This window comes from Vibrio sp. LQ2, assembly GCF_023920125.1.
Lineage (GTDB): Bacteria > Pseudomonadota > Gammaproteobacteria > Enterobacterales > Vibrionaceae > Vibrio > Vibrio fluvialis.
Window position 1 is genome coordinate 2,329,502 of the sequence record NZ_CP085308.1, and the last position, 21,308, is coordinate 2,350,809.

General features: G+C 49.8%; 20 protein-coding genes. 10 read left to right on the forward strand and 10 right to left on the reverse strand.

Annotation, left to right across the window (positions count from 1 at the left end; all coding sequences use genetic code 11):
- Window positions 1-125: 125 nt before the first annotated feature.
- From LGV68_RS10980 to lpxC, 4 genes are all read left to right on the forward strand, one after another.
- Window positions 126-908 (forward strand): cell division protein FtsQ/DivIB, encoded by a 783-nt coding sequence (locus LGV68_RS10980; RefSeq protein WP_024373935.1) that lies wholly within the window; start codon window positions 126-128, stop codon window positions 906-908.
- Window positions 901-2,163 carry a cell division protein FtsA gene (gene ftsA, locus LGV68_RS10985; RefSeq protein WP_020330487.1) on the forward strand — a complete coding sequence of 421 codons (1,263 nt, stop codon included), beginning with the start codon at window positions 901-903 and terminating at the stop codon, window positions 2,161-2,163. Before LGV68_RS10980 ends, ftsA begins: the two co-directional genes overlap by 8 nt.
- Window positions 2,164-2,193: 30 nt before the next feature.
- On the forward strand, window positions 2,194-3,414 hold the full coding sequence (gene ftsZ / locus LGV68_RS10990) for a cell division protein FtsZ (protein ID WP_020330488.1): 1,221 nt from the start codon (window positions 2,194-2,196) through the stop codon (window positions 3,412-3,414).
- Between the two features lie 97 nt (window positions 3,415-3,511).
- Entirely contained in the window at window positions 3,512-4,429 is a 918-nt protein-coding gene (gene lpxC / locus LGV68_RS10995) for a UDP-3-O-acyl-N-acetylglucosamine deacetylase (RefSeq protein WP_024373934.1), read from the forward strand.
- Window positions 4,430-4,477: 48 nt separating this feature from the next.
- On the opposite strand, the gene LGV68_RS11000 is transcribed toward lpxC, so the two are convergent.
- Window positions 4,478-4,936 (reverse strand): DciA family protein, encoded by a 459-nt coding sequence (locus tag LGV68_RS11000; RefSeq protein ID WP_038128375.1) that lies wholly within the window; start codon window positions 4,934-4,936, stop codon window positions 4,478-4,480.
- A 363-nt stretch (window positions 4,937-5,299) separates the two neighbouring features.
- On the opposite strand from LGV68_RS11000, the gene secA reads away from it, so the two are divergent.
- From secA to LGV68_RS11030, 6 genes are all read left to right on the forward strand, one after another.
- A complete protein-coding gene (gene secA / locus LGV68_RS11005; protein WP_020330491.1) occupies window positions 5,300-8,011 on the forward strand; it encodes a preprotein translocase subunit SecA in 2,712 nt (903 codons plus the stop codon).
- A gap of 115 nt (window positions 8,012-8,126) precedes the next feature.
- The gene (gene mutT, locus LGV68_RS11010) at window positions 8,127-8,525 is read left to right on the forward strand and encodes an 8-oxo-dGTP diphosphatase MutT (protein WP_020330492.1); all 399 of its coding nucleotides are present in this window, start codon (window positions 8,127-8,129) and stop codon (window positions 8,523-8,525) included.
- Between the two features lie 94 nt (window positions 8,526-8,619).
- Entirely contained in the window at window positions 8,620-9,429 is an 810-nt protein-coding gene (dapB, locus tag LGV68_RS11015; RefSeq protein WP_020330494.1) for a 4-hydroxy-tetrahydrodipicolinate reductase, read from the forward strand.
- Between the two features lie 481 nt (window positions 9,430-9,910).
- Window positions 9,911-11,050 carry a glutamine-hydrolyzing carbamoyl-phosphate synthase small subunit gene (gene carA / locus LGV68_RS11020; protein ID WP_024373867.1) on the forward strand — a complete coding sequence of 380 codons (1,140 nt, stop codon included), beginning with the start codon at window positions 9,911-9,913 and terminating at the stop codon, window positions 11,048-11,050.
- Window positions 11,051-11,066: 16 nt separating this feature from the next.
- The gene (gene carB / locus LGV68_RS11025; RefSeq protein WP_020330496.1) at window positions 11,067-14,297 is read left to right on the forward strand and encodes a carbamoyl-phosphate synthase large subunit; all 3,231 of its coding nucleotides are present in this window, start codon (window positions 11,067-11,069) and stop codon (window positions 14,295-14,297) included.
- Window positions 14,298-14,501: 204 nt separating this feature from the next.
- On the forward strand, window positions 14,502-15,281 hold the full coding sequence (locus tag LGV68_RS11030) for a TSUP family transporter (protein WP_020330498.1): 780 nt from the start codon (window positions 14,502-14,504) through the stop codon (window positions 15,279-15,281).
- Here the strand turns inward: LGV68_RS11030 and LGV68_RS11035 are convergent.
- The 9 genes from LGV68_RS11035 to LGV68_RS11075 all read right to left on the reverse strand — a co-directional run bounded on the left by LGV68_RS11035 (window position 15,232) and on the right by LGV68_RS11075 (window position 21,276).
- Window positions 15,232-16,077, reverse strand: coding sequence for a LysR family transcriptional regulator (locus LGV68_RS11035; RefSeq protein WP_171934052.1), 846 nt, complete (start codon window positions 16,075-16,077; stop codon window positions 15,232-15,234). The genes LGV68_RS11030 and LGV68_RS11035 overlap by 50 nt on opposite strands.
- A 57-nt stretch (window positions 16,078-16,134) precedes the next feature.
- A complete protein-coding gene (locus tag LGV68_RS11040; protein WP_165880148.1) occupies window positions 16,135-16,383 on the reverse strand; it encodes a hypothetical protein in 249 nt (82 codons plus the stop codon).
- 8 nt (window positions 16,384-16,391) lie between these two features.
- Complete coding sequence (locus LGV68_RS11045; protein ID WP_020330503.1) at window positions 16,392-16,949, reverse strand: flavodoxin family protein; 558 nt, start codon at window positions 16,947-16,949, stop codon at window positions 16,392-16,394.
- A gap of 25 nt (window positions 16,950-16,974) precedes the next feature.
- A complete protein-coding gene (locus tag LGV68_RS11050) occupies window positions 16,975-17,388 on the reverse strand; it encodes a VOC family protein (RefSeq protein ID WP_044362099.1) in 414 nt (137 codons plus the stop codon).
- Between the two features lie 264 nt (window positions 17,389-17,652).
- Window positions 17,653-18,273, reverse strand: a complete 621-nt coding sequence (locus LGV68_RS11055; RefSeq protein ID WP_020330505.1) for a TRIC cation channel family protein — start codon at window positions 18,271-18,273, stop codon at window positions 17,653-17,655.
- Between the two features lie 77 nt (window positions 18,274-18,350).
- Window positions 18,351-19,166 carry a vitamin B12 ABC transporter substrate-binding protein BtuF gene (gene btuF / locus LGV68_RS11060; protein ID WP_024373865.1) on the reverse strand — a complete coding sequence of 272 codons (816 nt, stop codon included), beginning with the start codon at window positions 19,164-19,166 and terminating at the stop codon, window positions 18,351-18,353.
- Complete coding sequence (locus LGV68_RS11065) at window positions 19,167-20,120, reverse strand: cobalamin biosynthesis family protein (protein WP_061056862.1); 954 nt, start codon at window positions 20,118-20,120, stop codon at window positions 19,167-19,169. It abuts the gene before it with no gap.
- Between the two features lie 13 nt (window positions 20,121-20,133).
- Window positions 20,134-20,829, reverse strand: a complete 696-nt coding sequence (mtnN, locus tag LGV68_RS11070; RefSeq protein WP_154184738.1) for a 5'-methylthioadenosine/S-adenosylhomocysteine nucleosidase — start codon at window positions 20,827-20,829, stop codon at window positions 20,134-20,136.
- An 81-nt stretch (window positions 20,830-20,910) separates the two neighbouring features.
- On the reverse strand, window positions 20,911-21,276 hold the full coding sequence (locus LGV68_RS11075; protein WP_061057237.1) for a DUF1499 domain-containing protein: 366 nt from the start codon (window positions 21,274-21,276) through the stop codon (window positions 20,911-20,913).
- Window positions 21,277-21,308 lie beyond the last annotated feature (32 nt).

Consider the following 21,308-nt stretch of genomic DNA (forward strand, 5'->3'; position numbering starts at 1 on the left):
GTATTTGAGTATTTGATACTTTTTAACACCTCAGTATAATCCAAAGGTTAAAGTCAGTGCTTTTGCCTCTATTGCGTAACGAAATAGGGAAACAATTTGCCAGTCGTCAACAGGATCATCGGACTTTGATAAACAGCGTGTTAGCCGAAGGCCGTAAAATATCCGGTTCACCACTAGTGAAACAGCATGCCGTCGGAGGCAGCTTTTTTCTGGTGGTGGTGTTGTTGATTGGTTTTTTGTTGTATTCAACGATCAGTTGGATGTGGGATGAACAACGTCTTCCGCTCTCTAAAATCGTTCTGCAAGGTAATTTACAATACGTTTCTACTCTTGATGTTCAGCGAGCATTTGCCCGGTTGGATCATATCGGAACCTTTATGTCTCAGGATATTGATGTTCTTCAGACCAGCGTGCAATCCATTCCCTGGGTTTCTCATGCATCAATCCGGAAACAGTGGCCCGACACTATAAAAGTCTTCTTAACGGAGCACCAAGTACAGGCTATCTGGAACGGTAATGCTTTGCTGGATGATGATGGCATCGTTTTTGATGGTGATATCGGACTGGTTAAAGAAGAACATGTAAAATTGTACGGGCCGGATGGCAGTGCTCCGGAAGTATTAAAAGTTTGGCGGCAGTATAATTCTCAGTTTCAGGCAATAGGCCGTAACATCTCTTCGTTGTTACTTAATGAGCGCCGGGCCTGGCAGATAATTCTGGATAATGGCATTCGCTTGGAATTGGGAAAAGAGTCGCTGGACGAACGTATAGCACGGTTTTTTCTACTGTATAAGCAGTTGGGCAATGAAGTGGATAAAGTCAGCTACATTGACCTCAGATACGATACAGGCGCCGCAGTAGGTTGGATCTCAGAACAAGAGTTAGCACAAGAGAATACAGATGACTAAAACTGCTAATGACAACATCATTGTTGGTCTGGATATCGGCACCGCCACCGTATCAGCTTTAGTGGGAGAAATTCTCCCGGATGGTCAGATAAACATTATCGGTGCGGGAAGTAGCCCTTCCCGAGGCATGGATAAAGGTGGCGTCAACGATCTGGAATCGGTGGTAAAATCGGTTCAGCGTGCCATTGACCAAGCAGAATTAATGGCGGAATGCCAAATCAGTAATGTGTTTCTGTCGATTTCCGGCCGTCACATTGCTAGCCGAATTGAAAAAGGTATGGGCACTATTTCCGATGAAGAAGTGTCGCAGGACGACATGGATCGGGCAATTCATACCGCGAAATCGATCAAAATTGGTGAAGAGCAGCGAATTTTGCATGTCATTCCTCAAGAATTTACGATCGATTATCAAGAAGGTATCAAAAATCCATTAGGATTATCCGGTGTGCGCATGGAAGTCAGCGTGCACTTGATTACTTGTCACAATGATATGGCAAGAAACATCATTAAAGCCGTAGAACGTTGCGGTTTAAAAGTTGAACAGTTAGTGTATTCAGGATTGGCGGCAAGTAATGCCGTGATCACTGAAGATGAGCGCGAACTTGGTGTGTGCGTGATCGATATTGGTGCAGGAACCATGGATGTTTCCGTTTGGACCGGTGGCGCGCTACGACATACCGAAGTGTTCTCTTATGCGGGCAATGCTGTCACCAGTGATATCGCATTTGCTTTCGGAACTCCCGTAAGCGATGCGGAAGAGATCAAAGTGAAATATGGCTGCGCGCTGAGTGAGTTAGTAAGCAAGGATGATACGGTTAATGTTCCGAGTGTAGGAGGTCGTCCGTCACGCAGTTTACAACGACAAACCTTGTCGGAAGTGATTGAGCCTCGCTACACTGAGTTAATGGGCCTGGTAAACCAGACGATTGACTCGGTTCAGGAAAAACTGCGTGAAGACGGCATCAAGCATCACTTGGCTGCTGGCGTTGTTCTAACAGGCGGCGCAGCGCAGATTGAAGGATTAGTTGAGTGTGCGGAGCGCGTGTTCCGCAACCAAGTCAGAGTCGGCAAACCTCTTGAGGTGAGTGGCCTGACAGATTACGTAAAAGAGCCGTATCATTCTACGGCAGTTGGTTTACTTCATTACGCAAGAGACAGTCAAATTAACGACGATACTGAATATCAAGAGCCTAAGCGCCAATCAATGTCGGGCTTATTGGGTCGTTTGCGTAACTGGATACAAAAAGAGTTTTAACCTGAGTTGCAGGAAAAACGGAGATAACACATGTTTGAACCGATGATGGAAATGTCTGACGATGCTGTAATTAAAGTCGTTGGGGTTGGTGGTGGCGGCGGTAACGCCGTAGAACACATGGTGCGTGAATCCATCGAAGGCGTGGAATTCATCAGTATCAATACAGATGCGCAAGCACTTCGTAAAACCAGCGTGAGCACAGTCATTCAAATCGGCGGTGATATTACTAAAGGTTTGGGGGCGGGTGCGAATCCGCAAGTTGGACGTGACGCAGCTCTCGAAGATAGAGATCGAATTAAAGAAGTGCTGATGGGTGCCGATATGGTATTTGTCGCCGCTGGTATGGGTGGTGGTACCGGTACTGGTGCTGCTCCTGTGATTGCGGAAGTGGCTAAAGAGCTGGGCATCCTAACAGTTGCTGTAGTGACTAAGCCATTCAGCTTCGAAGGTAAGAAACGTCTTTCGTTTGCGGAACAAGGTATTGAAGAGCTGTCTAAGCACGTGGACTCTTTAATTACTATTCCGAACGAAAAACTGCTGAAAGTTCTGGGTCGTGGTATCACCTTGCTTGAAGCCTTTGCCAGCGCGAACGACGTACTTAAGAATGCAGTACAAGGTATCGCAGAACTGATTACTCGTCCGGGTATGATCAACGTCGACTTTGCAGACGTACGCACTGTCATGTCGGAAATGGGTCACGCCATGATGGGTAGCGGTGTTGCAAAAGGTGAAGACCGTGCTGAAGAAGCGGCCGAGATGGCGATTTCAAGTCCACTATTGGAAGATATCGACCTCGCTGGCGCTCGCGGCGTACTGGTGAACATCACTGCCGGTTTGGATATGCGTCTGGATGAATTTGAAACTGTGGGTAATACTGTTAAAGCGTTCGCTTCTGACAATGCAACCGTAGTTATCGGTACATCTCTGGATCCAGATATGGCAGATGAAATTCGCGTAACAGTCGTTGCGACGGGTATTGGTAACGAACGCAAACCAGACATTACGTTAGTGGCAGGCGGTAAAGCGAAACCAGTACAAGCTTCTCAACCACAACAAGTGATCGTTCCGGCGGCAAAAGTGGAAGAGAAAGCGGCACAGCCTTTGCAAGAAAGAGTTGAAGTGAAAACCCAGCCGGCAACGGCCGCGTCGAGCAGCGTCTCTTCTTCTGCAAGCCAAAGCACTGCGCCTAAGCAAGAGAAAGAGAGCGGATATCTGGATATCCCTGCTTTCCTACGTCGTCAGGCTGATTAAGATCTCGCCACAATTTGACACTGTTCAAAATTCTGGTAGGATGTCGGTCGGTAACCATACCGGCCGAGCTTTGTGGCATCGATTTAGAGGCAAGTAGATGATCAGACAACGTACACTGAAAGAAATAGTGAAAACAACTGGAGTGGGCCTACACTCTGGTCGTAAGGTCACGTTAACTCTTCGCCCAGCTGCTGCAAACACAGGCATCATTTACCGTCGTACTGACGTAAACCCACCTGTGGACTTCCCAGCTGACCCAGAATCTGTGCGCGACACTATGTTGTGTACTGCTCTGGTGAACGATGAAGGTATTCGCATCTCAACGGTTGAACACCTGAATGCGGCACTGGCGGGTATGGGGATCGACAACGTTATCGTTGAAGTGGATGCACCTGAAATTCCAATTATGGATGGCAGTGCAAGTCCATTTGTATACCTGCTGCAACAAGCAGGCATCGAAACGCTGAACACTCCTAAACGTTTTATTCGTATTAAGAAACCCGTTCGTTTTGAAGATGGTGACAAGTGGGCTGAACTGCGCCCGCACAACGGCTTCAAAATGGATTTCGAAATCGAATTCAACCATCCGGCTATCGATGGCGATGAGCAACACTTAGTGTTTGATTTTTCTTCACAAGGTTTTGTGAAAGAAATTTCGCGTGCTCGTACTTTTGGTTTCATGCGTGACATTGAATACCTTCAGTCACAGAATCTGTGTCTGGGCGGTAGCTTTGATTGTGCAATCGTGCTGGATGATTATCGCATCCTGAACGAAGAAGGCCTTCGTTTCGCCAACGAATTTGTGACACATAAAGTACTGGACGCGATTGGTGATCTGTACATGTGTGGTCACGCGATTGTCGGTGAATTCCGTGCTTATAAATCAGGTCATGGTTTGAACAACCAGCTGCTGCGTGCAGTACTGGCAGATCAGGAAGCTTGGGAATGGGCAACGTTTGAAGAAGAAGTTGGTTCGCCAGTTGCCTTCGCAGAACCAAATATGGTTATCGCATAAGCAAAAGATTAATGAAAAAAGCCAGACTAAGGTCTGGCTTTTTTTGTGTCATTTTTTCGCCAGCTTAGCCAGATTTTCCAGCCGTTGACGCACTTTAGGCGAGGCATTTTCAGCGATGGTCATCAGTACCTGAGCGGCATGTTCTGTCAGGGGAGGGCGAGGTTTTGCCTCTTCCGGCTTTGCCGTTGAACGGGATTGATTACGATAAAGATCCGGGTTGATCTTAATGTCAATGCTGATCAAACGGCCAAATCCGTGGGCGCGTAACTGGTTGAGCAGCGAGAGTCGATCATAATCGATCTTCATTTTGATCGCTGCGCTGGCGGCTTCCAGGACCAGATGCCCGCCGCGAATATTGGCGGCACGCACGTGCTGCTCGGTTCCGCGGGGTAACAGCGTTTTGAGTAACTGATTGAGCTGAATAATTTCTTTAGCATGCTCCTGCAGTTGGCTGAGGCGCGAAGCTTCAATCAGTTCTTCAGTATTTGTAGGTCGGTGATCTCGCATGGTGCTCATCCGCTGTGTGTTCTTTCTGTATTCTATACACAAATGGCAGCAACGAAAATGCTCAAGATGAAGCACTGGCGGACAGAAATGTCAGCCAATGATGCGAATTTAACCACCCAACATCCGGCAGAGTGCACAAAATGTTAAGCCGAATGCAAACAAACCGGATTGTTATTGGTTGTTCCATCAAAAATTCCTTAAACTAGGCGCCACTTAATTCAATTAGTGCCTTGAAAATAAACATCACCATCACAATATCCGTAGATGCATGACTTACCTCAGTATCCTTAGTTGAAATTAGGTAGAGACTTAAGGCAGTAAAAGTAGATCGGGAAGATCTAAGTAAAGAGAGATTCACAACAGATGATAACTAAGCTACTGACAAAAGTGATTGGCAGTCGCAATGACCGCACACTGCGCCGCTTAAGAAAGATTGTAAAAGAGATCAATAACTACGAGCCGGCATTTGAAGCGCTTTCCGACGAAGAACTGAAAGCCAAAACCGTTGAATTCCGTCAACGTATTGAGCAAGGCGAGACACTCGATCAACTTCTTCCAGAAGCCTTTGCGACCGTACGTGAAGCTTCTAAACGTGTCTTTGGTATGCGTCACTTCGACGTTCAGCTGATTGGTGGTATGGTTCTGAACGCTGGCCAAATCGCGGAAATGCGTACTGGTGAAGGTAAAACCCTGACCGCAACTCTGCCTGCCTACCTGAATGCCCTTCCTGGTAAAGGAGTTCACATCGTTACGGTGAACGACTATCTGGCAAAGCGTGACGCTGAAACTAACCGCGCGCTGTTTGAATTCCTTGGTATGACTGTTGGCGTCAATGTGCCAAACATGCCGCCACAAGAGAAAAAAGAGGCCTACCGCGCCGATATTCTTTACGGAACCAACAACGAGTTTGGTTTCGATTACCTACGTGACAATATGGCGTTCCGCACTGAAGATCGTGTGCAGCGTGCGCGTTTCTTTGCCGTTGTCGATGAAGTGGACTCGATTTTGATCGATGAAGCGCGTACGCCGCTGATCATTTCAGGCCCGGCAGAAGACAGTTCTGAGTTGTACACCCGTATTAATACTCTGATCCCGCATCTGCAAAAGCAGGACAAAGAGGATTCAGAAGAGTACCGCGGTGATGGTCACTACACTGTCGACGAAAAATCCAAACAAGTTTATCTGACCGAAACAGGTCAGGAATACGTGGAAGAGCTGTTGGTGAAAAACGGCATGATGCAGGACGGCGATACACTGTATTCGCCAACCAACATCAGTCTGCTGCACCATGTGAATGCAGCGCTGCGTGCGCACGTGCTGTTTGAAAAGAACGTTGACTACATCGTCACTGATGATGGTGAAGTGGTCATCGTTGACGAACATACTGGCCGTACTATGCCGGGTCGTCGCTGGTCTGACGGTTTACACCAAGCGGTGGAAGCCAAAGAAGGCGTGAAGATCCAAAACGAAAACCAGACGCTGGCATCGATTACCTTCCAGAACTACTTCCGTTTGTATGAGAAGCTGTCGGGTATGACCGGTACTGCTGATACCGAAGCGTTTGAATTCCAGTCTATTTACGGTCTGGAAACGGTGGTAATTCCAACCAACAAACCAATGATCCGTAACGATATGCCAGATGTGGTTTACCGTACTGAAGCGGAGAAATTCGCAGCGATCATTGAAGACATCAAAGAGCGCGTCGTGAAAGGCCAGCCAGTGCTGGTGGGTACGGTATCGATTGAAAAATCGGAACTGCTGTCTAATGCGCTGAAGCAAGCTAAGATCAAACATAACGTTCTGAACGCCAAGTTCCACGAAAAAGAAGCGGAAATCGTTGCAGAAGCCGGTAAACCAGGCGCGGTCACGATCGCAACCAACATGGCTGGTCGCGGTACCGATATTGTACTGGGTGGTAGCTGGCAGTCTAAAGTTGAGACTCTGGACAATCCGACTCAAGAGCAAATCGATGCGATTAAAGCCGAGTGGAAAGAAGTTCATGACGCGGTACTCGCATCTGGTGGTCTGCACATCATTGGTACTGAGCGTCACGAATCACGCCGTATCGACAACCAGTTGCGTGGTCGTGCGGGTCGTCAGGGTGATGCGGGTTCTTCGCGTTTCTACCTGTCGATGGAAGATACACTGCTGCGTATCTTTACGTCAGACCGTATGGCAAGCCTGATCCAAAGCGGTATGGACGAAGGCGAAGCTATCGAAAGTAAAATGCTGTCGCGCTCGATTGAAAAAGCACAACGCAAAGTCGAAGGCCGTAACTTCGATATTCGTAAGCAACTGCTGGAATACGATGATGTAGCGAACGATCAGCGTAAAGTCGTATATGAATTGCGTGATGAACTGATGGGCGCGGAAGATATCAGCGACATGATTGAACAAAATCGTGTTGATGTTATGACCGCCGTTATCGACGAGTACATTCCGCCGCAATCGCTGGAAGATATGTGGGATGTGCAGGGGCTGGAAGAGCGCCTGAAGAACGATTTCGACCTTCCGTTGCCAATCCAGTCTTGGTTGGATGAAGATGACAAGCTTTACGAAGAAGCATTACGCGACCGTATTCTTGAGCAGGCTGTGACTGTCTACAAAGCGAAAGAAGAAGCGGTGGGCGAAACCGTGATGCGTAACTTTGAAAAATCCGTCATGCTGCAGACTCTTGATACTTTGTGGAAAGAACATCTGGCGGCGATGGATCACCTGCGTCAGGGTATTCACCTGCGTGGCTACGCGCAGAAGAACCCGAAACAGGAGTACAAGCGCGAATCGTTTGAACTGTTTGAAGGCCTTCTGGAGTCATTGAAATCTGACGTGATCACTATACTGTCTAAAGTCCGCGTACAGCAGCAGGAAGAAGTAGAGCGTATGGAAGCTCAACGCCGTGCACAAGCGGAAGAAGCTGCACGTCATGCACAGGCGCAACACGCTAACGCCGACGGTTCACCAGAACAAGACGATCATCAGCCGATGGTACGTGAAGAACGTAAAGTCGGCCGTAATGAGCCTTGTCCGTGTGGCAGTGGTAAGAAGTACAAACAGTGTCACGGTAAGATCGACTGATCCCGTCACCTTGAACAAGAGTCGCCACTGGCGGCTCTTTTTTTATCGCAAGCGTCTGGACATTGCTTCATCTTGCGATTAGAAACAAACAGATTTCAGCGAACAGGATAGAAATATGAAACGAATTCACATTGTGGCGGGCATTATCTTCAATCAGGACAAGTCGCAAATCTTTATCACCAAACGTCCCGATAATTTGCATAAAGGTGGATTCTGGGAATTTCCCGGTGGCAAAGTGGAAGCAGGGGAGTCTATTGAACAGGCTCTGACTCGTGAGCTGGATGAAGAAATTGGTATCGAAGTAACACAGCAGGCGCCGTTTGAGCATCTGGAGTACGACTACCCAGAAAAATCACTCAAATTTGATTTTATGTTGGTGACAGCATTCAATCACCAGCCTTATGGACGTGAGGGCCAACAGGGTGAATGGGTTAATGTCGCAGAGCTGACGAACTACACCTTCCCTGAAGCGAATGTTCCGGTGCTGGAGCGTGTACTGAAAGAGTTCGCGTAAGTGCTAGCCACAAGCCGCTATAGTTGGTAGTTTAAAGTCACAAGTTGGAAACACCGTGCGAGAGCATGTGCGAGAAGAAAATGGAGAAGACGCAATGGTAAGAATTGCGATTGCAGGCGCGGCTGGCCGAATGGGCCGCAATTTGGTTAAAGCTGCCCATCATAACCCTAAAGCCACTGTTGGCGCAGGTTCTGAACGTCCTGAGTCATCACTGGTCGGTGTGGATATTGGTGAACTGTGTGGAGAAGGCCGCTTTGATGTGGCACTGGTGGACAATCTGGAGCAAGCGATCCATGAGTTCGATGTCATCATTGATTTTACGGCACCAGTCAGCACGCTGGCCAATATCGAACTGTGTAAAAAATACGCTAAGAAATTGGTCATTGGCACCACAGGCTTCAGTGATGAAGAACGCGCGTTGATCGACGAAGCGGCTAAAGAGATGCCCATCGTCATGGCTCCAAACTATAGTGTTGGCGTGAACCTGGTATTTAAGTTGCTTGAAAAAGCGGCCAAAGTGATGGGTGACTACTGCGATATCGAAATCGTTGAAGCGCACCATCGTCATAAAGTCGATGCACCGTCAGGTACCGCAATTGGTATGGGCGAAGCCATCGCGCACGCGATGGGTAACAAGCTGAGTGACGTCGCGGTTTATGCTCGTGAAGGCATTACTGGTGAGCGTACGCGTGATGAAATTGGGTTTGCCACCATTCGAGCTGGCGACATTGTCGGTGAGCACACTGCGATGTTTGCGGACATTGGTGAACGTGTGGAGATCACCCACAAAGCCACTGATCGCATGACTTTCGCCAATGGCGCGGTAAGAGCCGCAATCTGGTTATCTGAAAAGCCAGCAGGTTTTTATACTATGACCGACGTGTTGGGTCTTAACGAACTCTAAATACATAATTATGCGCCGGCTTATTCCGGCGCATCCTCTTTTTCTCTTCAAAGCTCCTCAAAATTTACTCTGCACAATTTCGCAATCTAATCCTACTTTTGTTGTTCTTTTTGCGGTTTGATTGTTTCTTTTAAATGTAATCGTTATTTTTTAAGTTAAATTACGTAGATTATCGTTTGCCTGATTTTTGATAATAAAAAGCACGAAAAAAAAATACTAAAGCGCCTGTTTTTTATTCGCTTGTTCATAACTATCGTTTGAAACTGCCTAAAACATGCAGTTTTAGTGCCTTTGGGTGGTTTTTTAATTGTAACCTACCAAAAATTAATTTTATTTCTGAACGAATGTTGACAGAGGTCACGGCGATCATTAGAATACCGCCAATTTGTCTAAAACCCCCTAGAGCAAACTTTAAACGCGAAAAGGAAGGCAAATTTGCAGTTTAATTTAAAATTTATGCATTTTTATTCTGGAGGTTGTCTTGAGTAAATCAGCACTGTTAGTCCTAGAAGATGGGACAGTGTTCCGCGGAGTATCCATTGGTGCAGATGGTTCTTCCGTTGGTGAAGTCGTTTTTAATACCTCGATGACGGGGTACCAAGAAATCCTCACTGATCCTTCCTATTCACAGCAAATCGTTACCCTTACTTACCCTCACATTGGCAATACCGGCACCAACGCCGAAGACGAAGAATCAGCATCGATTCATGCTCAAGGCCTTGTGATTCGCGATCTTCCTCTTATCGCTTCTAACTTCCGCAGTGAACGTTCTCTTTCTGATTACCTTAAGTCGCAGAACATTGTCGGCATCGCCGATATCGATACGCGTAAGCTGACTCGTATTCTGCGTGAAAAAGGTGCGCAAAATGGCTGCATCATGGCCGGCGACAATCTGGATGAAGCGTTGGCTCTGGCAAAAGCGAAAGAATTCCCTGGTCTGAAAGGGATGGATCTGGCGAAAGTAGTAACGACCAAAGAAGCGTACGAATGGAAACAAGGTTCATGGACACTGGAAGGTGGCCTGCCTGAAGCAAAAGACGATAGCGAACTGCCATACCACGTCGTGGCTTACGATTTCGGTGCGAAGCGTAACATCCTGCGTATGCTGGTGGACCGTGGTTGCCGACTGACCGTCGTTCCTGCGCAAACGTCTGCTGAAGAAGTGCTGGCGATGAATCCTGATGGCGTGTTCCTGTCAAACGGCCCTGGCGATCCTGAGCCATGTACTTATGCTATCGAAGCGACACAGGTATTCCTTGATAAAGGTCTGCCAGTCTTCGGTATCTGTCTTGGCCACCAAATTCTGGCGCTAGCGTCTGGCGCGAAGACAGTGAAGATGAAGTTTGGTCACCACGGTGCGAACCACCCGGTTAAAGACCTGGATCGGAATGTTGTGATGATTACCTCGCAGAACCACGGTTTCGCGGCTGATGAAGCGACACTGCCAGAGAACCTGCGTGCAACGCACAAATCTCTGTTTGATGGTTCGCTGCAAGGTATTCACCGCACGGACAAGCCGGCATTCAGCTTCCAAGGCCACCCTGAAGCGAGCCCGGGTCCTCACGATGCGGCTCCGCTATTCGACCACTTCATTGAACTGATTAAACAACACCGCGCTTAATTTGGAGTAGTAAACAATGCCAAAACGTACTGACATTAAAAGCATTCTTATCCTGGGTGCGGGTCCGATTGTTATCGGCCAGGCTTGTGAGTTTGACTACTCAGGTGCGCAAGCATGTAAAGCGCTGCGTGAAGAGGGTTACCGCGTTATTCTGGTCAACTCTAACCCAGCGACGATCATGACTGACCCAGAAATGGCGGATGCGACCTACATCGAGCCGATTCACTGGGAAGTGGTACGCAAGATCATCGAAAAAGAGCGTCCGGATGCTATCCTGCCAACCATGGGGGGACAGACTGCACTGAACTGTGCGCTGGCGCTGGAAAAACATGGCGTACTGGCTGAATTCGGCGTGGAAATGATCGGCGCAACGGCTGACGCGATCGATAAAGCAGAAGACCGTTCACGTTTTGATAAAGCGATGAAATCTATCGGCCTGGAGTGTCCACGTGCTGATACGGCGAAAACCATGGAAGACGCGTACCGCGTGCTGGATATGGTCGGCTTCCCTTGTATCATCCGCCCTTCTTTTACTATGGGTGGTACTGGCGGTGGTATCGCGTACAACAAAGAAGAGTTTGAAGAAATCTGTCGTCGTGGTCTGGACTTGTCGCCAACCAATGAGCTGCTGATCGACGAATCTCTGATCGGCTGGAAAGAGTACGAAATGGAAGTGGTTCGCGATAAAGCGGACAACTGTATCATCGTATGTGCGATTGAGAACTTCGATCCAATGGGCATCCACACGGGTGACTCCATCACAGTGGCGCCAGCACAGACGCTGACCGACAAAGAATATCAGCTGATGCGTAACGCCTCTCTGGCGGTACTGCGTGAAATCGGCGTAGAAACGGGCGGCTCGAACGTTCAGTTCGGTATCAACCCGAAAGATGGCCGTATGGTTATCATCGAGATGAACCCACGTGTATCTCGCTCTTCTGCTCTGGCTTCTAAAGCAACCGGCTTCCCTATTGCAAAAGTGGCAGCGAAACTGGCGGTTGGTTTTACCCTTGATGAACTGATGAACGACATCACTGGCGGCGCAACGCCAGCATCATTCGAACCAACCATCGACTACGTTGTGACTAAAATTCCTCGCTTTAACTTCGAGAAATTTGCTGGTGCCAACGACCGTCTGACAACTCAGATGAAGTCAGTGGGTGAGGTGATGGCGATTGGCCGTAACCAACAAGAATCCCTGCAAAAAGCCCTGCGCGGCCTGGAAGTGGGTGCCACCGGTTTTGACGAAATGGTTGATCTGGACGCTCCGGATGCACTGACCAAGATTCGTCACGAGCTGAAAGAAGCGGGCGCTGAGCGCATTTGGTACATCGCGGATGCATTCCGTGCCGGTATGTCTGTTGATGGTGTATTCAACCTGACAAACGTTGACCGTTGGTTCCTGGTTCAAATTGAAGAGCTAGTGAAACTGGAAGCTGAAGTGAAAGCAGGCGGTTTTGCTGGTCTGACTAAAGATGTTCTGAAAAATATGAAGCGTAAAGGCTTCTCTGATGCACGTCTGTCTAAGCTACTCGGTGTTGCTGAAAGCGAAATTCGTCGTCTACGTGACCAGTACGATATCCATCCTGTTTACAAGCGTGTAGATACCTGTGCGGCTGAGTTTTCTTCTGACACGGCGTACATGTACTCATCTTACGATGAAGAGTGTGAAGCGAACCCAACAGATAAAGACAAGATCATGGTTCTGGGCGGTGGTCCAAACCGTATCGGTCAGGGTATCGAATTCGACTACTGTTGTGTACACGCTTCACTAGCGCTGCGCGAAGATGGCTACGAAACCATCATGGTGAACTGTAACCCTGAGACGGTTTCGACCGACTACGACACTTCAGACCGTCTGTATTTCGAACCAGTAACACTGGAAGACGTACTAGCAATCGTACGTGTTGAAAAGCCAAAAGGCGTTATCGTTCAGTACGGTGGTCAAACGCCACTGAAACTGGCGCGTGCGCTGGAAGCGGCAGGTGTGCCAATCATCGGTACCAGCCCTGATGCTATCGACCGTGCAGAAGACCGTGAGCGTTTCCAACAAGCGGTAGACCGTCTGGGTCTGCTTCAGCCACAAAACGCAACAGTGACCGCGATTGAACAAGCGATTGAAAAGTCGCGTGAAATCGGCTTCCCGCTGGTGGTTCGTCCTTCATACGTGCTGGGCGGCCGCGCGATGGAAATCGTTTACGATGAGTCTGACCTGCGCCGTTACTTTAACGAAGCGGTGAGCGTATCGAACGAATCTCCGGTTCTGCTGGACCGTTTCCTTGATGACGCAACCGAAGTGGACGTTGATGCTATCTGTGACGGCGAACGTGTCGTGATTGGCGGTATCATGGAACACATCGAACAAGCGGGTGTTCACTCTGGAGACTCAGCATGTTCGCTACCCGCTTACACGCTAAGTCAGGAAATTCAGGACAAGATGCGTGAGCAGGTTGAGAAACTGGCAATGGAACTGGGCGTTCGTGGTTTGATGAACACGCAGTTTGCCGTCAAAGACAACGAAGTTTACCTGATTGAAGTGAACCCTCGTGCGGCACGTACGGTTCCGTTCGTATCGAAAGCGACGGGTGCTCCTCTGGCGAAAATCGCTGCGCGTGTTATGGCCGGTCAATCGCTGGAACAGCAAGGCTTTACCAAAGAAATCATTCCACCATACTACTCTGTTAAAGAAGTGGTGTTGCCATTCAACAAGTTCCCGGGTGTTGACCCGCTGCTTGGCCCTGAAATGCGCTCAACTGGTGAAGTGATGGGTGTCGGCGCAACATTTGCGGAAGCTTACGCGAAAGCGGAATTGGGCTGTGGCAACGTCTACCCTGAAGGTGGCCGTGCACTGCTGTCGGTTCGCGAAGGTGACAAAGAGCGTGTGGTTGACCTGGCTTCTAAACTGGTGAAACTGGGTTATAAACTGGATGCGACTCACGGTACCGCAGTGATTCTGGGCGAAGCGGGTATCAACCCGCGCCTGGTTAACAAGGTACACGAAGGCCGTCCGCACATTCTCGACCGCATCAAGAACAACGAGTACACCTACATCGTCAACACGGCAGCCGGCCGTCAGGCGATTGAAGACTCGAAAGTTCTGCGCCGCGGCGCACTGGCTGAGAAAGTGAACTACACCACTACGCTGAACGCGGCGTTTGCAACCTGTATGTCTCATACAGCAGATGCAAAAGCGAGCGTGACTTCAGTGCAAGAACTGCACGCGCAAGTGAAAGCAAGTCTGGCTTAACGGATAACTATATCGGTAAGTCTCAGACTTATCTGACAACCTCATTGCCCGCTCATTCGAGCGGGCTTTTTTATGCCAGCAGCACCGAGAACTCAATATTATATTGATGAAAATTTGGAATAGGTTGTTATCGCTTGTTTCGCTGTTGCAACCTCGCCGTCAGTGCTACTTTGTCGTTTTACTCAGTAGTTGATTCGGAAGTTCATGGAAGTCTCGTTAGAAGTTTTAGGGTTGTTGTTTTTGGTCGCAGGTGTAGCCGGATTTATTGATGCAATGGCGGGCGGCGGCGGCTTGCTGACCTTACCAGCATTGTTAGCGGCGGGAGTGCCTCCTACTCAGGCTCTTGCCACCAATAAGCTACAAAGCTCATTCGGTAGTTTCTCAGCCAGCTGGTATTTTGTGCGCAACGGTATTGTCAGCCTTAAAGAGATGCGATTGGCGATCGTGTGTACCTTTATTGGTTCAGCAATTGGTGCTGAGTTGGTGCAACAGTTTGATGCGTCGCTGCTGACCAGCTTGATTCCGTTGCTGCTGATCGCGATTTCTCTCTATTTTCTACTGGCCCCGCAGACTCGCGCAGATTCGGGTAAAAAGCCACTGCCGGAAGCGCTGTTCGCGTTATGTATTGGTGGCGGTATCGGTTTTTATGATGGCTTCTTTGGTCCGGGGACCGGCTCCATTTTTACTGTCTGTTTTGTGGTGTTAGGCCATTTCAGTCTGGTGGATGCGACCGCGCGTACCAAAGTGTTGAACTTCACCTCCAATATCGCTGCACTGACTTTCTTTTTGATTGCTGGCCTGCCTATCTGGCAAATTGGTCTGACGATGGCGGTCGGTGGTTTTATCGGTGCTCGCATGGGCGCGAAAGTCGTGGTCACCAAAGGCCACAAATGGATTCGCCCGCTGGTGATCACCATGTCGATGCTGATGGCTCTTAAACTGCTGTGGGAACAGCATTCACAATCGTTTCTATCAATGTTCTGACCCGCGGTGAGCGGTAGCTGGTAGCCCGGACACAAATGTGAATCGGGCGAAACAGCGGCGCTAATTCGGCAAAGTCAAAGCAATATTGCGGTTCGATTTTGAGCGCGTTAACGATGGAGAGGGGCACGAGGGCCGGGGCCATGCCACCTAATGCCAACTGCGCGGATGCCGTATAGGAGTCCATTTCCATCACCGGATTGATGCCAAGCCTGGCGAGGATAGCTGCCTGATAGGTGTTCGCCGGGTTGGCCAAGTCGTTGGTCACTACTTCGTCGGGTAAGGTGGTGAGTGGCTGGCGACTGACAATATAAAACGGCTCATCGAACAGATGCAGCGTCATCAACCCATGGTTACCCGGCAGATAGCCAGCGCAAAATCCCAGCGTGGCTTTGCCCGATTGAACGTGTTCCACAATACGCGGCGTATGGTGAGTGGTGATGGTGAAATGCGGGTCGCGCTGGCGATAGTCACCCATCACCTGAGTCAGATAGCCAGCGACCAGAGTTTCTGAGCAGTCGAGGCGAATCAGCGTATCATCCTCCAGCGTTTGCTGCTCAAAGATCAGGCCACGTAGTTCATTGAATGTCGGCCCAATATTGGCAATCAGTTGTTCGGCTTCCGCGGTGAGCTTGATGTGGCGCCCTGCCGGAACGATCAGTTTCTTGCCCAGTTTCTTTTCCAGATTCGCAATGCGTTTGCTGACAGCAGACTGGCTGATGTACAGCTGGCTGCCTGTGCGGCTCATGGTTTTTTCTTTACTGAGAACCAACAGGGTCTCAATGCCTTCCAGTAGCATACTCATCCAATGACAAATGGGAATAGATGACAGTCATTGTACTTAAGTCCTGCCAATTTAACAGCCACACGGTTTGAGGCTTCGAATCACGGCTCGTAAGTGCCGGCGATGGCGCGCTGTTCTTTGCTGCTGACACTCATCGAGAGCACTGGCCGCATTCAGCGCTACATCATGCTGCAGATAGGCGGGCAGGTGATCGCGGGTGCTGAACCAGTGATGAAACTTGCGCTGGCAGAGCTGATGTTGCTGACGTTGGTTGAGTGCCAGCAGCGCCAGCACCAGTCGATAAATCAGGATTTGTAACATAGGTCCTCCTATTGATTGAGCAGTGAAGCCATGCGTTCACCATAATAAAATGCAGTGGCCAGATCGTTCGGGTTCACCTGAGAGGTGTTATCAAGGTAGCTCGCAACCACACCAATACTTGAGCCTGTATGATTCAAACCACGGGAATCAGTGTGTTTGGAGACATCCAGCCCGACCCAAATCATGCCGTGTTGGCAGGCAAGCGTGACGAAACTGTACAGCGTCTGCTGCTGCTCACCATTGACGCTGCCACCCATGGTCAAACCGCCCGCCAGTTTGTTGCGCCATAACTTGTTGGCGTAACCGTCACTGCTGGTATCCATAAATGCTTTGAACTGAGCGGCGGGTCCGCCCATATAGGTTGGGCTAGCGAAGACGATGGCGTCACATGTCTGCAACCGGCGGAACAACGCGTCATTCTGGTAACGGCCGGTAACGATGTCAGCGGCCTTGATCTCTAACGTGATGCTTTCTACGCCCTGGTGTTGAGCGCCTTCCGCGACGTGCTGAGCCAGCAGGCGAGTCGCACCATCTTGAGAAAAATAAACAATCGCAATGCGTTTCATAGTTGGTCCTGATATTGATGAGTGATTACGCGGGATAATGGTTTCGTTTGGCTGGATCGTCAGAAAAGTACTCAATGAATTCCCACTCCGTCCCGCTCGGGTCAAAAAAATAAACCCGATGGCGATACTCGTTGTTCTCGGATAGTTCATTGAGCTGATACCCCGCTGCCAACAGGCGCTGCTTTACCGCTTCGGCATCGTCGACCACGATACCGACGTGATTGATCCCCACATCCCGGTAAGGAATACGATCCACTTCAGTACGGTTCAGCACTTCCTGTAGCGCGATGTAAGTCTGCTCAGTGCCAATATGGCACCAGCGATAGTCCTGCTTCCCCTGATGGCGAATCTTGAAATCTGGCAGTGCGGTTTGTAGAAACGTAATCGCCTGATCGATATCGGCGACCGTAATGTTGGCGTGTTCGACATAAGCTTGCATAGATGACTCCATGGCTATTAAGTAAAGTTATTTGCTTATTAAACTAGTTCAAATATCGACTAAGTAAACATAAAGCTTTATTTAATTGCTCAGTGATCGTATTTATGTGATCGATGATCTCATTGTGGTGTAGTTTTCGTGCAACAGGGCGAAGATCGCCGACAAAGTGCCAACCAGAGAAAGAAAGGCTGGGAGCAACTGAAAACAGGAAAGGAATGAGTGGGTAGATATAAAAAAGGCCGCATTGAGCGGCCTGATTAAAACTTAGCGGGTAATGGCAAAGGTGGGCAGTGATAAATGCCAGCGTATCGCGCCAAGGCGAATGATCAGGGTGGATAACACGCCGGAAATAAAAGCGGTTGAACTGTCATACCCCATCATCAGTGCCGTCGTGTGGAACACGCCGCCGATGATGCAGGCCGTTGCGTAAACTTCGCTGCGCAGCACCATTGGAATTTCACGAGCCAATACATCACGAATGATCCCGCCGCCACAACCGGTAATGACACCCATAATGATCGCGATCAGCGATGATTCCTGATAGATGAGCGCTTTTTCAACACCAATGCCAACAAATACCGCCAGACCTATTGCGTCACACACAGGTAGGATCCACCAAGCCAGCCGTTTTGGACGACGTACGATCAGCATGGTCAGGATACAAGTGATGAAAATCACCCACAAATAGGTGGGATCTTTTATCCAGAATACTGGTGTGGCACCGAGTGACATATCGCGAATGGTTCCGCCGCCGATGGCCGTCACGCTGGCCAGTACAATCACGCCAAACGGATCCATTTTCAAACGGCCAGCCAGCAAAACGCCGGAGATGGCAAAAATAGCAGTACCGAACATATCGATCAGATAGAGCAGTGAAGTATCCAAAGTGTGTATCGCTCAGTTAAGTCAGTCAGAGGCAAAATTGGCCGCAAATTGTACGGGATTTTTGTTAAATCTGTTACTTATTTTCGCACTTGATCGAAGTAATGACACACTTGCTCAATCGCTTTCAGCGTACGTGGTGTCGGGCGGTTGAGCCAATCTGAAGTCAGCGCCCACACATGGTTCTGTCTGACGGCGGGCAGTTGCTCTTGCCAGCGTTGCCACATGTTGCCGTTTTCAATCGCATGCTCGGAGGTGAAGATCACCTCTGGTTGTGCCAGCAGAACTTGCTCCAGGCCGACTTGCGGATAAGGTGTTGGGCTGTGCTCAAACACGTTTTCTCCGCCACAAAAGCGAAAGACTTCGCTGGGCCAACTGTTTTGCGCGAGCGTAATAATCGGTTTTTCGCTCAACTGGTAAAAGTAACGCACAGGCTTGGCTGTAGCGTATTGCTTACGCAGCGTGCTGAGTTGATGGCGAAATGCCTCTGCCGCCTGTTGCCCGACAGATGGATCGTCAGCGTACTGGCTGAGTTGCTCAATATTGGTCGCAATGTCGTCCAGTGTGCGTGTGTTGGAATAGTAAATCGGCAGGCCAAGCTGTTTAAGCTTGTCCAGTTCACGTGCAGGATTACCTGCGGGCCAGGCTATCACCAGATCAGGTTTAAGGGCGACAATACGTTCGACTTTTACGCCCTGATAATTGGACACCTTTTCGATGTTACGCGCCTGTGGCGGATAGTCGCTGTACTCACTGACCGCGACCAGTTTGTCACCAAGACCGGCAGCAAAAGCCAGCTCTGTGGCATGTGGTGCAAGGCTGATGACGCGTTGCACCGGGGCGGCGGCATAAGAAAAAGAACTGCAGCAAAGCAGAGTGAGCAGCCAAAGGCGCATTTAAACTCCTCGATGAATAACGAGTAACAGCAGGCTTTGTAAAACGATCCAAGCGAAGATTCGCCAAGCCAACAGGGTATGAACTTGTGACAAATGAATAGCAGACGGTGCAATACGGCCGCCGATTTTGACGCGAACGGCCTTTTGTTCACCGTAAATCGCTGGCCCACCCAGTGATAATTCCAGCTTGTTGCCAACTGCGCACAGCAGCCATCCCGGGCCGGGTAGTGGCCACGAACGACTTTGCTGCAGTGTGTTTTGCAGGGTGTGTGCGGCTTGGTTGCCCATGACGATCAAAAGACTGAATAGGCGAAGCGGAACGAATTCAAGCACCGCGACCGCTCGCACTACAGGCAGACCAAACGGTTGAAAACGAGCGCGCGATGGTGACCAAGCGCGGGCCAACTCCACCATAAGGCGATAGATAAATGCGCCAATTCCGCCGAGCAGGGCGTACCAAAACAGCACACAGACAACATTGCGGCCAAAGCCCATAATCACGGTTTCAGCCCCTGCTTTACCAAGGCCCAGCGGCGAGAGGGTAGAGGTGTCGCGGTTGACGTACGGCATTAACAGGCTGCGCGCGAGTTTCTTATCGTCTTTGGCGAGTGCAGAGGCCATACGATTGGCCAACTGTTCCTGACTGCGCCAATCGAGTGCCAGCAGCAGCAGCGCCAGTTCAAACAATTGCGGTTGCCACACCAAAGGCTTGAGCGCCACGCACACCACAACCGTCGGCAAAATCATCAGCAGCCACGCGAGCGTGCCGGATAGCTGACTTTGCGCATAGCTGGCGTTGGTATTGACCTTGTCCGCCAGTATTTCGGCAAACTTATGCCATAACGTGACAGGATGCGCGCTGCGTGGGATCGGCAGAATCAGATGAAACAACAGCGCGCCCCACATAACGAGGAGCGCACCGTTGGCATAGAAAGTATGAAAGATCTCGTCCATGAGGAAGTGTCGGTTATTTCAGCAGTTCAACCATCTTGCTCACCATTTCTGATGAGCTTTTCGCTGCCAGCGGCAGAAACTCGTCAAACGACATAGGGGATTCTTTATCGGCAACGTCAGAGATCGCACGCACGACCACAAACGGTACCTGGAACTGGTGACAAGCTTGTGCAATGGCTGATGCTTCCATCTCTACCGCAATTACGGATGGGAAGTGAGCGCGGATAAACGCTTGACGTTCAGCGGTGCAGACAAACGCATCGCCAGTACAAATCAGGCCGCGAACCGCGTGTTTGTCCGCCATCGCTTCCAGCGCTTTTTCCGCCACAGCTATCAGCTGTTCATCGGCTTTGAAGGCAGCTGGCTGGCCAGCCATTTGACCAATCTCGTAACCAAAGGCGGTCACATCGGCATCATGGTGGCGGACTTCGGTAGAAATCACAACATCACCGACATTCAGAGTCGCATCGAAACCGCCTGCAGAGCCTGTGTTGATGACGACATCTGGCTGGTATTCATCCAGCAGGATTGCCGTGCCGATGGCTGCAGCGACTTTACCGATGCCCGATTGCAGCAATACCACGTCAACGCCATGCAGCTGACCGGAATAGTAAGTACAGCCGCCTTTGCTGACTTCCTGACAGTTGTCGAGAGCGTCTTTCAGAATGGCGACTTCTTGTTGCATTGCGCCGATGATGCCAATTTTCATGCAGTATCTCTTTTATGAATTACGAAAAAACAGCGCGGAGTTTACCACGATCCGCGCCGCCTGCGCGAGGTCAGGCTGACGTTATGGTTGGCGCAGCATGCCTGCTTCGGCCAGTTTTTCACGCAGGTTTTCTGCGCGGCGGCGGTTGACGCCAAAGTCACTGTAACCGACACGTGATTCCGAGCGAACGATCAGATGGTCATCGGTTAGTTTTAGTTCCAGATCATCGACAAAACGCATGATACGCGTGGTGCATTCGATGCGCAGATAATTACTGTCTTTATCGGCGGTTTTCGCTCCGGGCAGAGTGAGTGCGACGCGCTCAACCTGCTCTAATGTCACGCCCGGGCGCAGAATAAAGGGAGCGAGAGTGAATTTTTCGCGACTCTCCTGAGTTGATACGCAGTTGGGCTTTTCGCCACAAAGTGTGTTGGTGCGGTCGGTCATAGGGGCAATTCCCTGGCTGCAGCCGCTGAGCA

Excerpts from the sequence above, each read along its gene's own strand:
- ftsA (WP_020330487.1), top strand. The coding sequence starts at position 901 with ATGACTAAAACTGCTAATGACAACATCATTGTTGGTCTGGATATCGGC.
- ftsZ (WP_020330488.1), top strand. The coding sequence starts at position 2,194 with ATGTTTGAACCGATGATGGAAATGTCTGACGATGCTGTAATTAAAGTC.
- lpxC (WP_024373934.1), top strand. The coding sequence starts at position 3,512 with ATGATCAGACAACGTACACTGAAAGAAATAGTGAAAACAACTGGAGTG.
- LGV68_RS11000 (WP_038128375.1), bottom strand. The coding sequence starts at position 4,936 with ATGCGAGATCACCGACCTACAAATACTGAAGAACTGATTGAAGCTTCG.
- secA (WP_020330491.1), top strand. The coding sequence starts at position 5,300 with ATGATAACTAAGCTACTGACAAAAGTGATTGGCAGTCGCAATGACCGC.
- mutT (WP_020330492.1), top strand. The coding sequence starts at position 8,127 with ATGAAACGAATTCACATTGTGGCGGGCATTATCTTCAATCAGGACAAG.
- dapB (WP_020330494.1), top strand. The coding sequence starts at position 8,620 with ATGGTAAGAATTGCGATTGCAGGCGCGGCTGGCCGAATGGGCCGCAAT.
- carB (WP_020330496.1), top strand. The coding sequence starts at position 11,067 with ATGCCAAAACGTACTGACATTAAAAGCATTCTTATCCTGGGTGCGGGT.
- LGV68_RS11030 (WP_020330498.1), top strand. The coding sequence starts at position 14,502 with ATGGAAGTCTCGTTAGAAGTTTTAGGGTTGTTGTTTTTGGTCGCAGGT.
- LGV68_RS11035 (WP_171934052.1), bottom strand. The coding sequence starts at position 16,077 with ATGCTACTGGAAGGCATTGAGACCCTGTTGGTTCTCAGTAAAGAAAAA.
- LGV68_RS11040 (WP_165880148.1), bottom strand. The coding sequence starts at position 16,383 with ATGTTACAAATCCTGATTTATCGACTGGTGCTGGCGCTGCTGGCACTC.
- LGV68_RS11045 (WP_020330503.1), bottom strand. The coding sequence starts at position 16,949 with ATGAAACGCATTGCGATTGTTTATTTTTCTCAAGATGGTGCGACTCGC.
- LGV68_RS11050 (WP_044362099.1), bottom strand. The coding sequence starts at position 17,388 with ATGCAAGCTTATGTCGAACACGCCAACATTACGGTCGCCGATATCGAT.
- btuF (WP_024373865.1), bottom strand. The coding sequence starts at position 19,166 with ATGCGCCTTTGGCTGCTCACTCTGCTTTGCTGCAGTTCTTTTTCTTAT.
- LGV68_RS11065 (WP_061056862.1), bottom strand. The coding sequence starts at position 20,120 with ATGGACGAGATCTTTCATACTTTCTATGCCAACGGTGCGCTCCTCGTT.
- mtnN (WP_154184738.1), bottom strand. The coding sequence starts at position 20,829 with ATGAAAATTGGCATCATCGGCGCAATGCAACAAGAAGTCGCCATTCTG.
- LGV68_RS11075 (WP_061057237.1), bottom strand. The coding sequence starts at position 21,276 with ATGACCGACCGCACCAACACACTTTGTGGCGAAAAGCCCAACTGCGTA.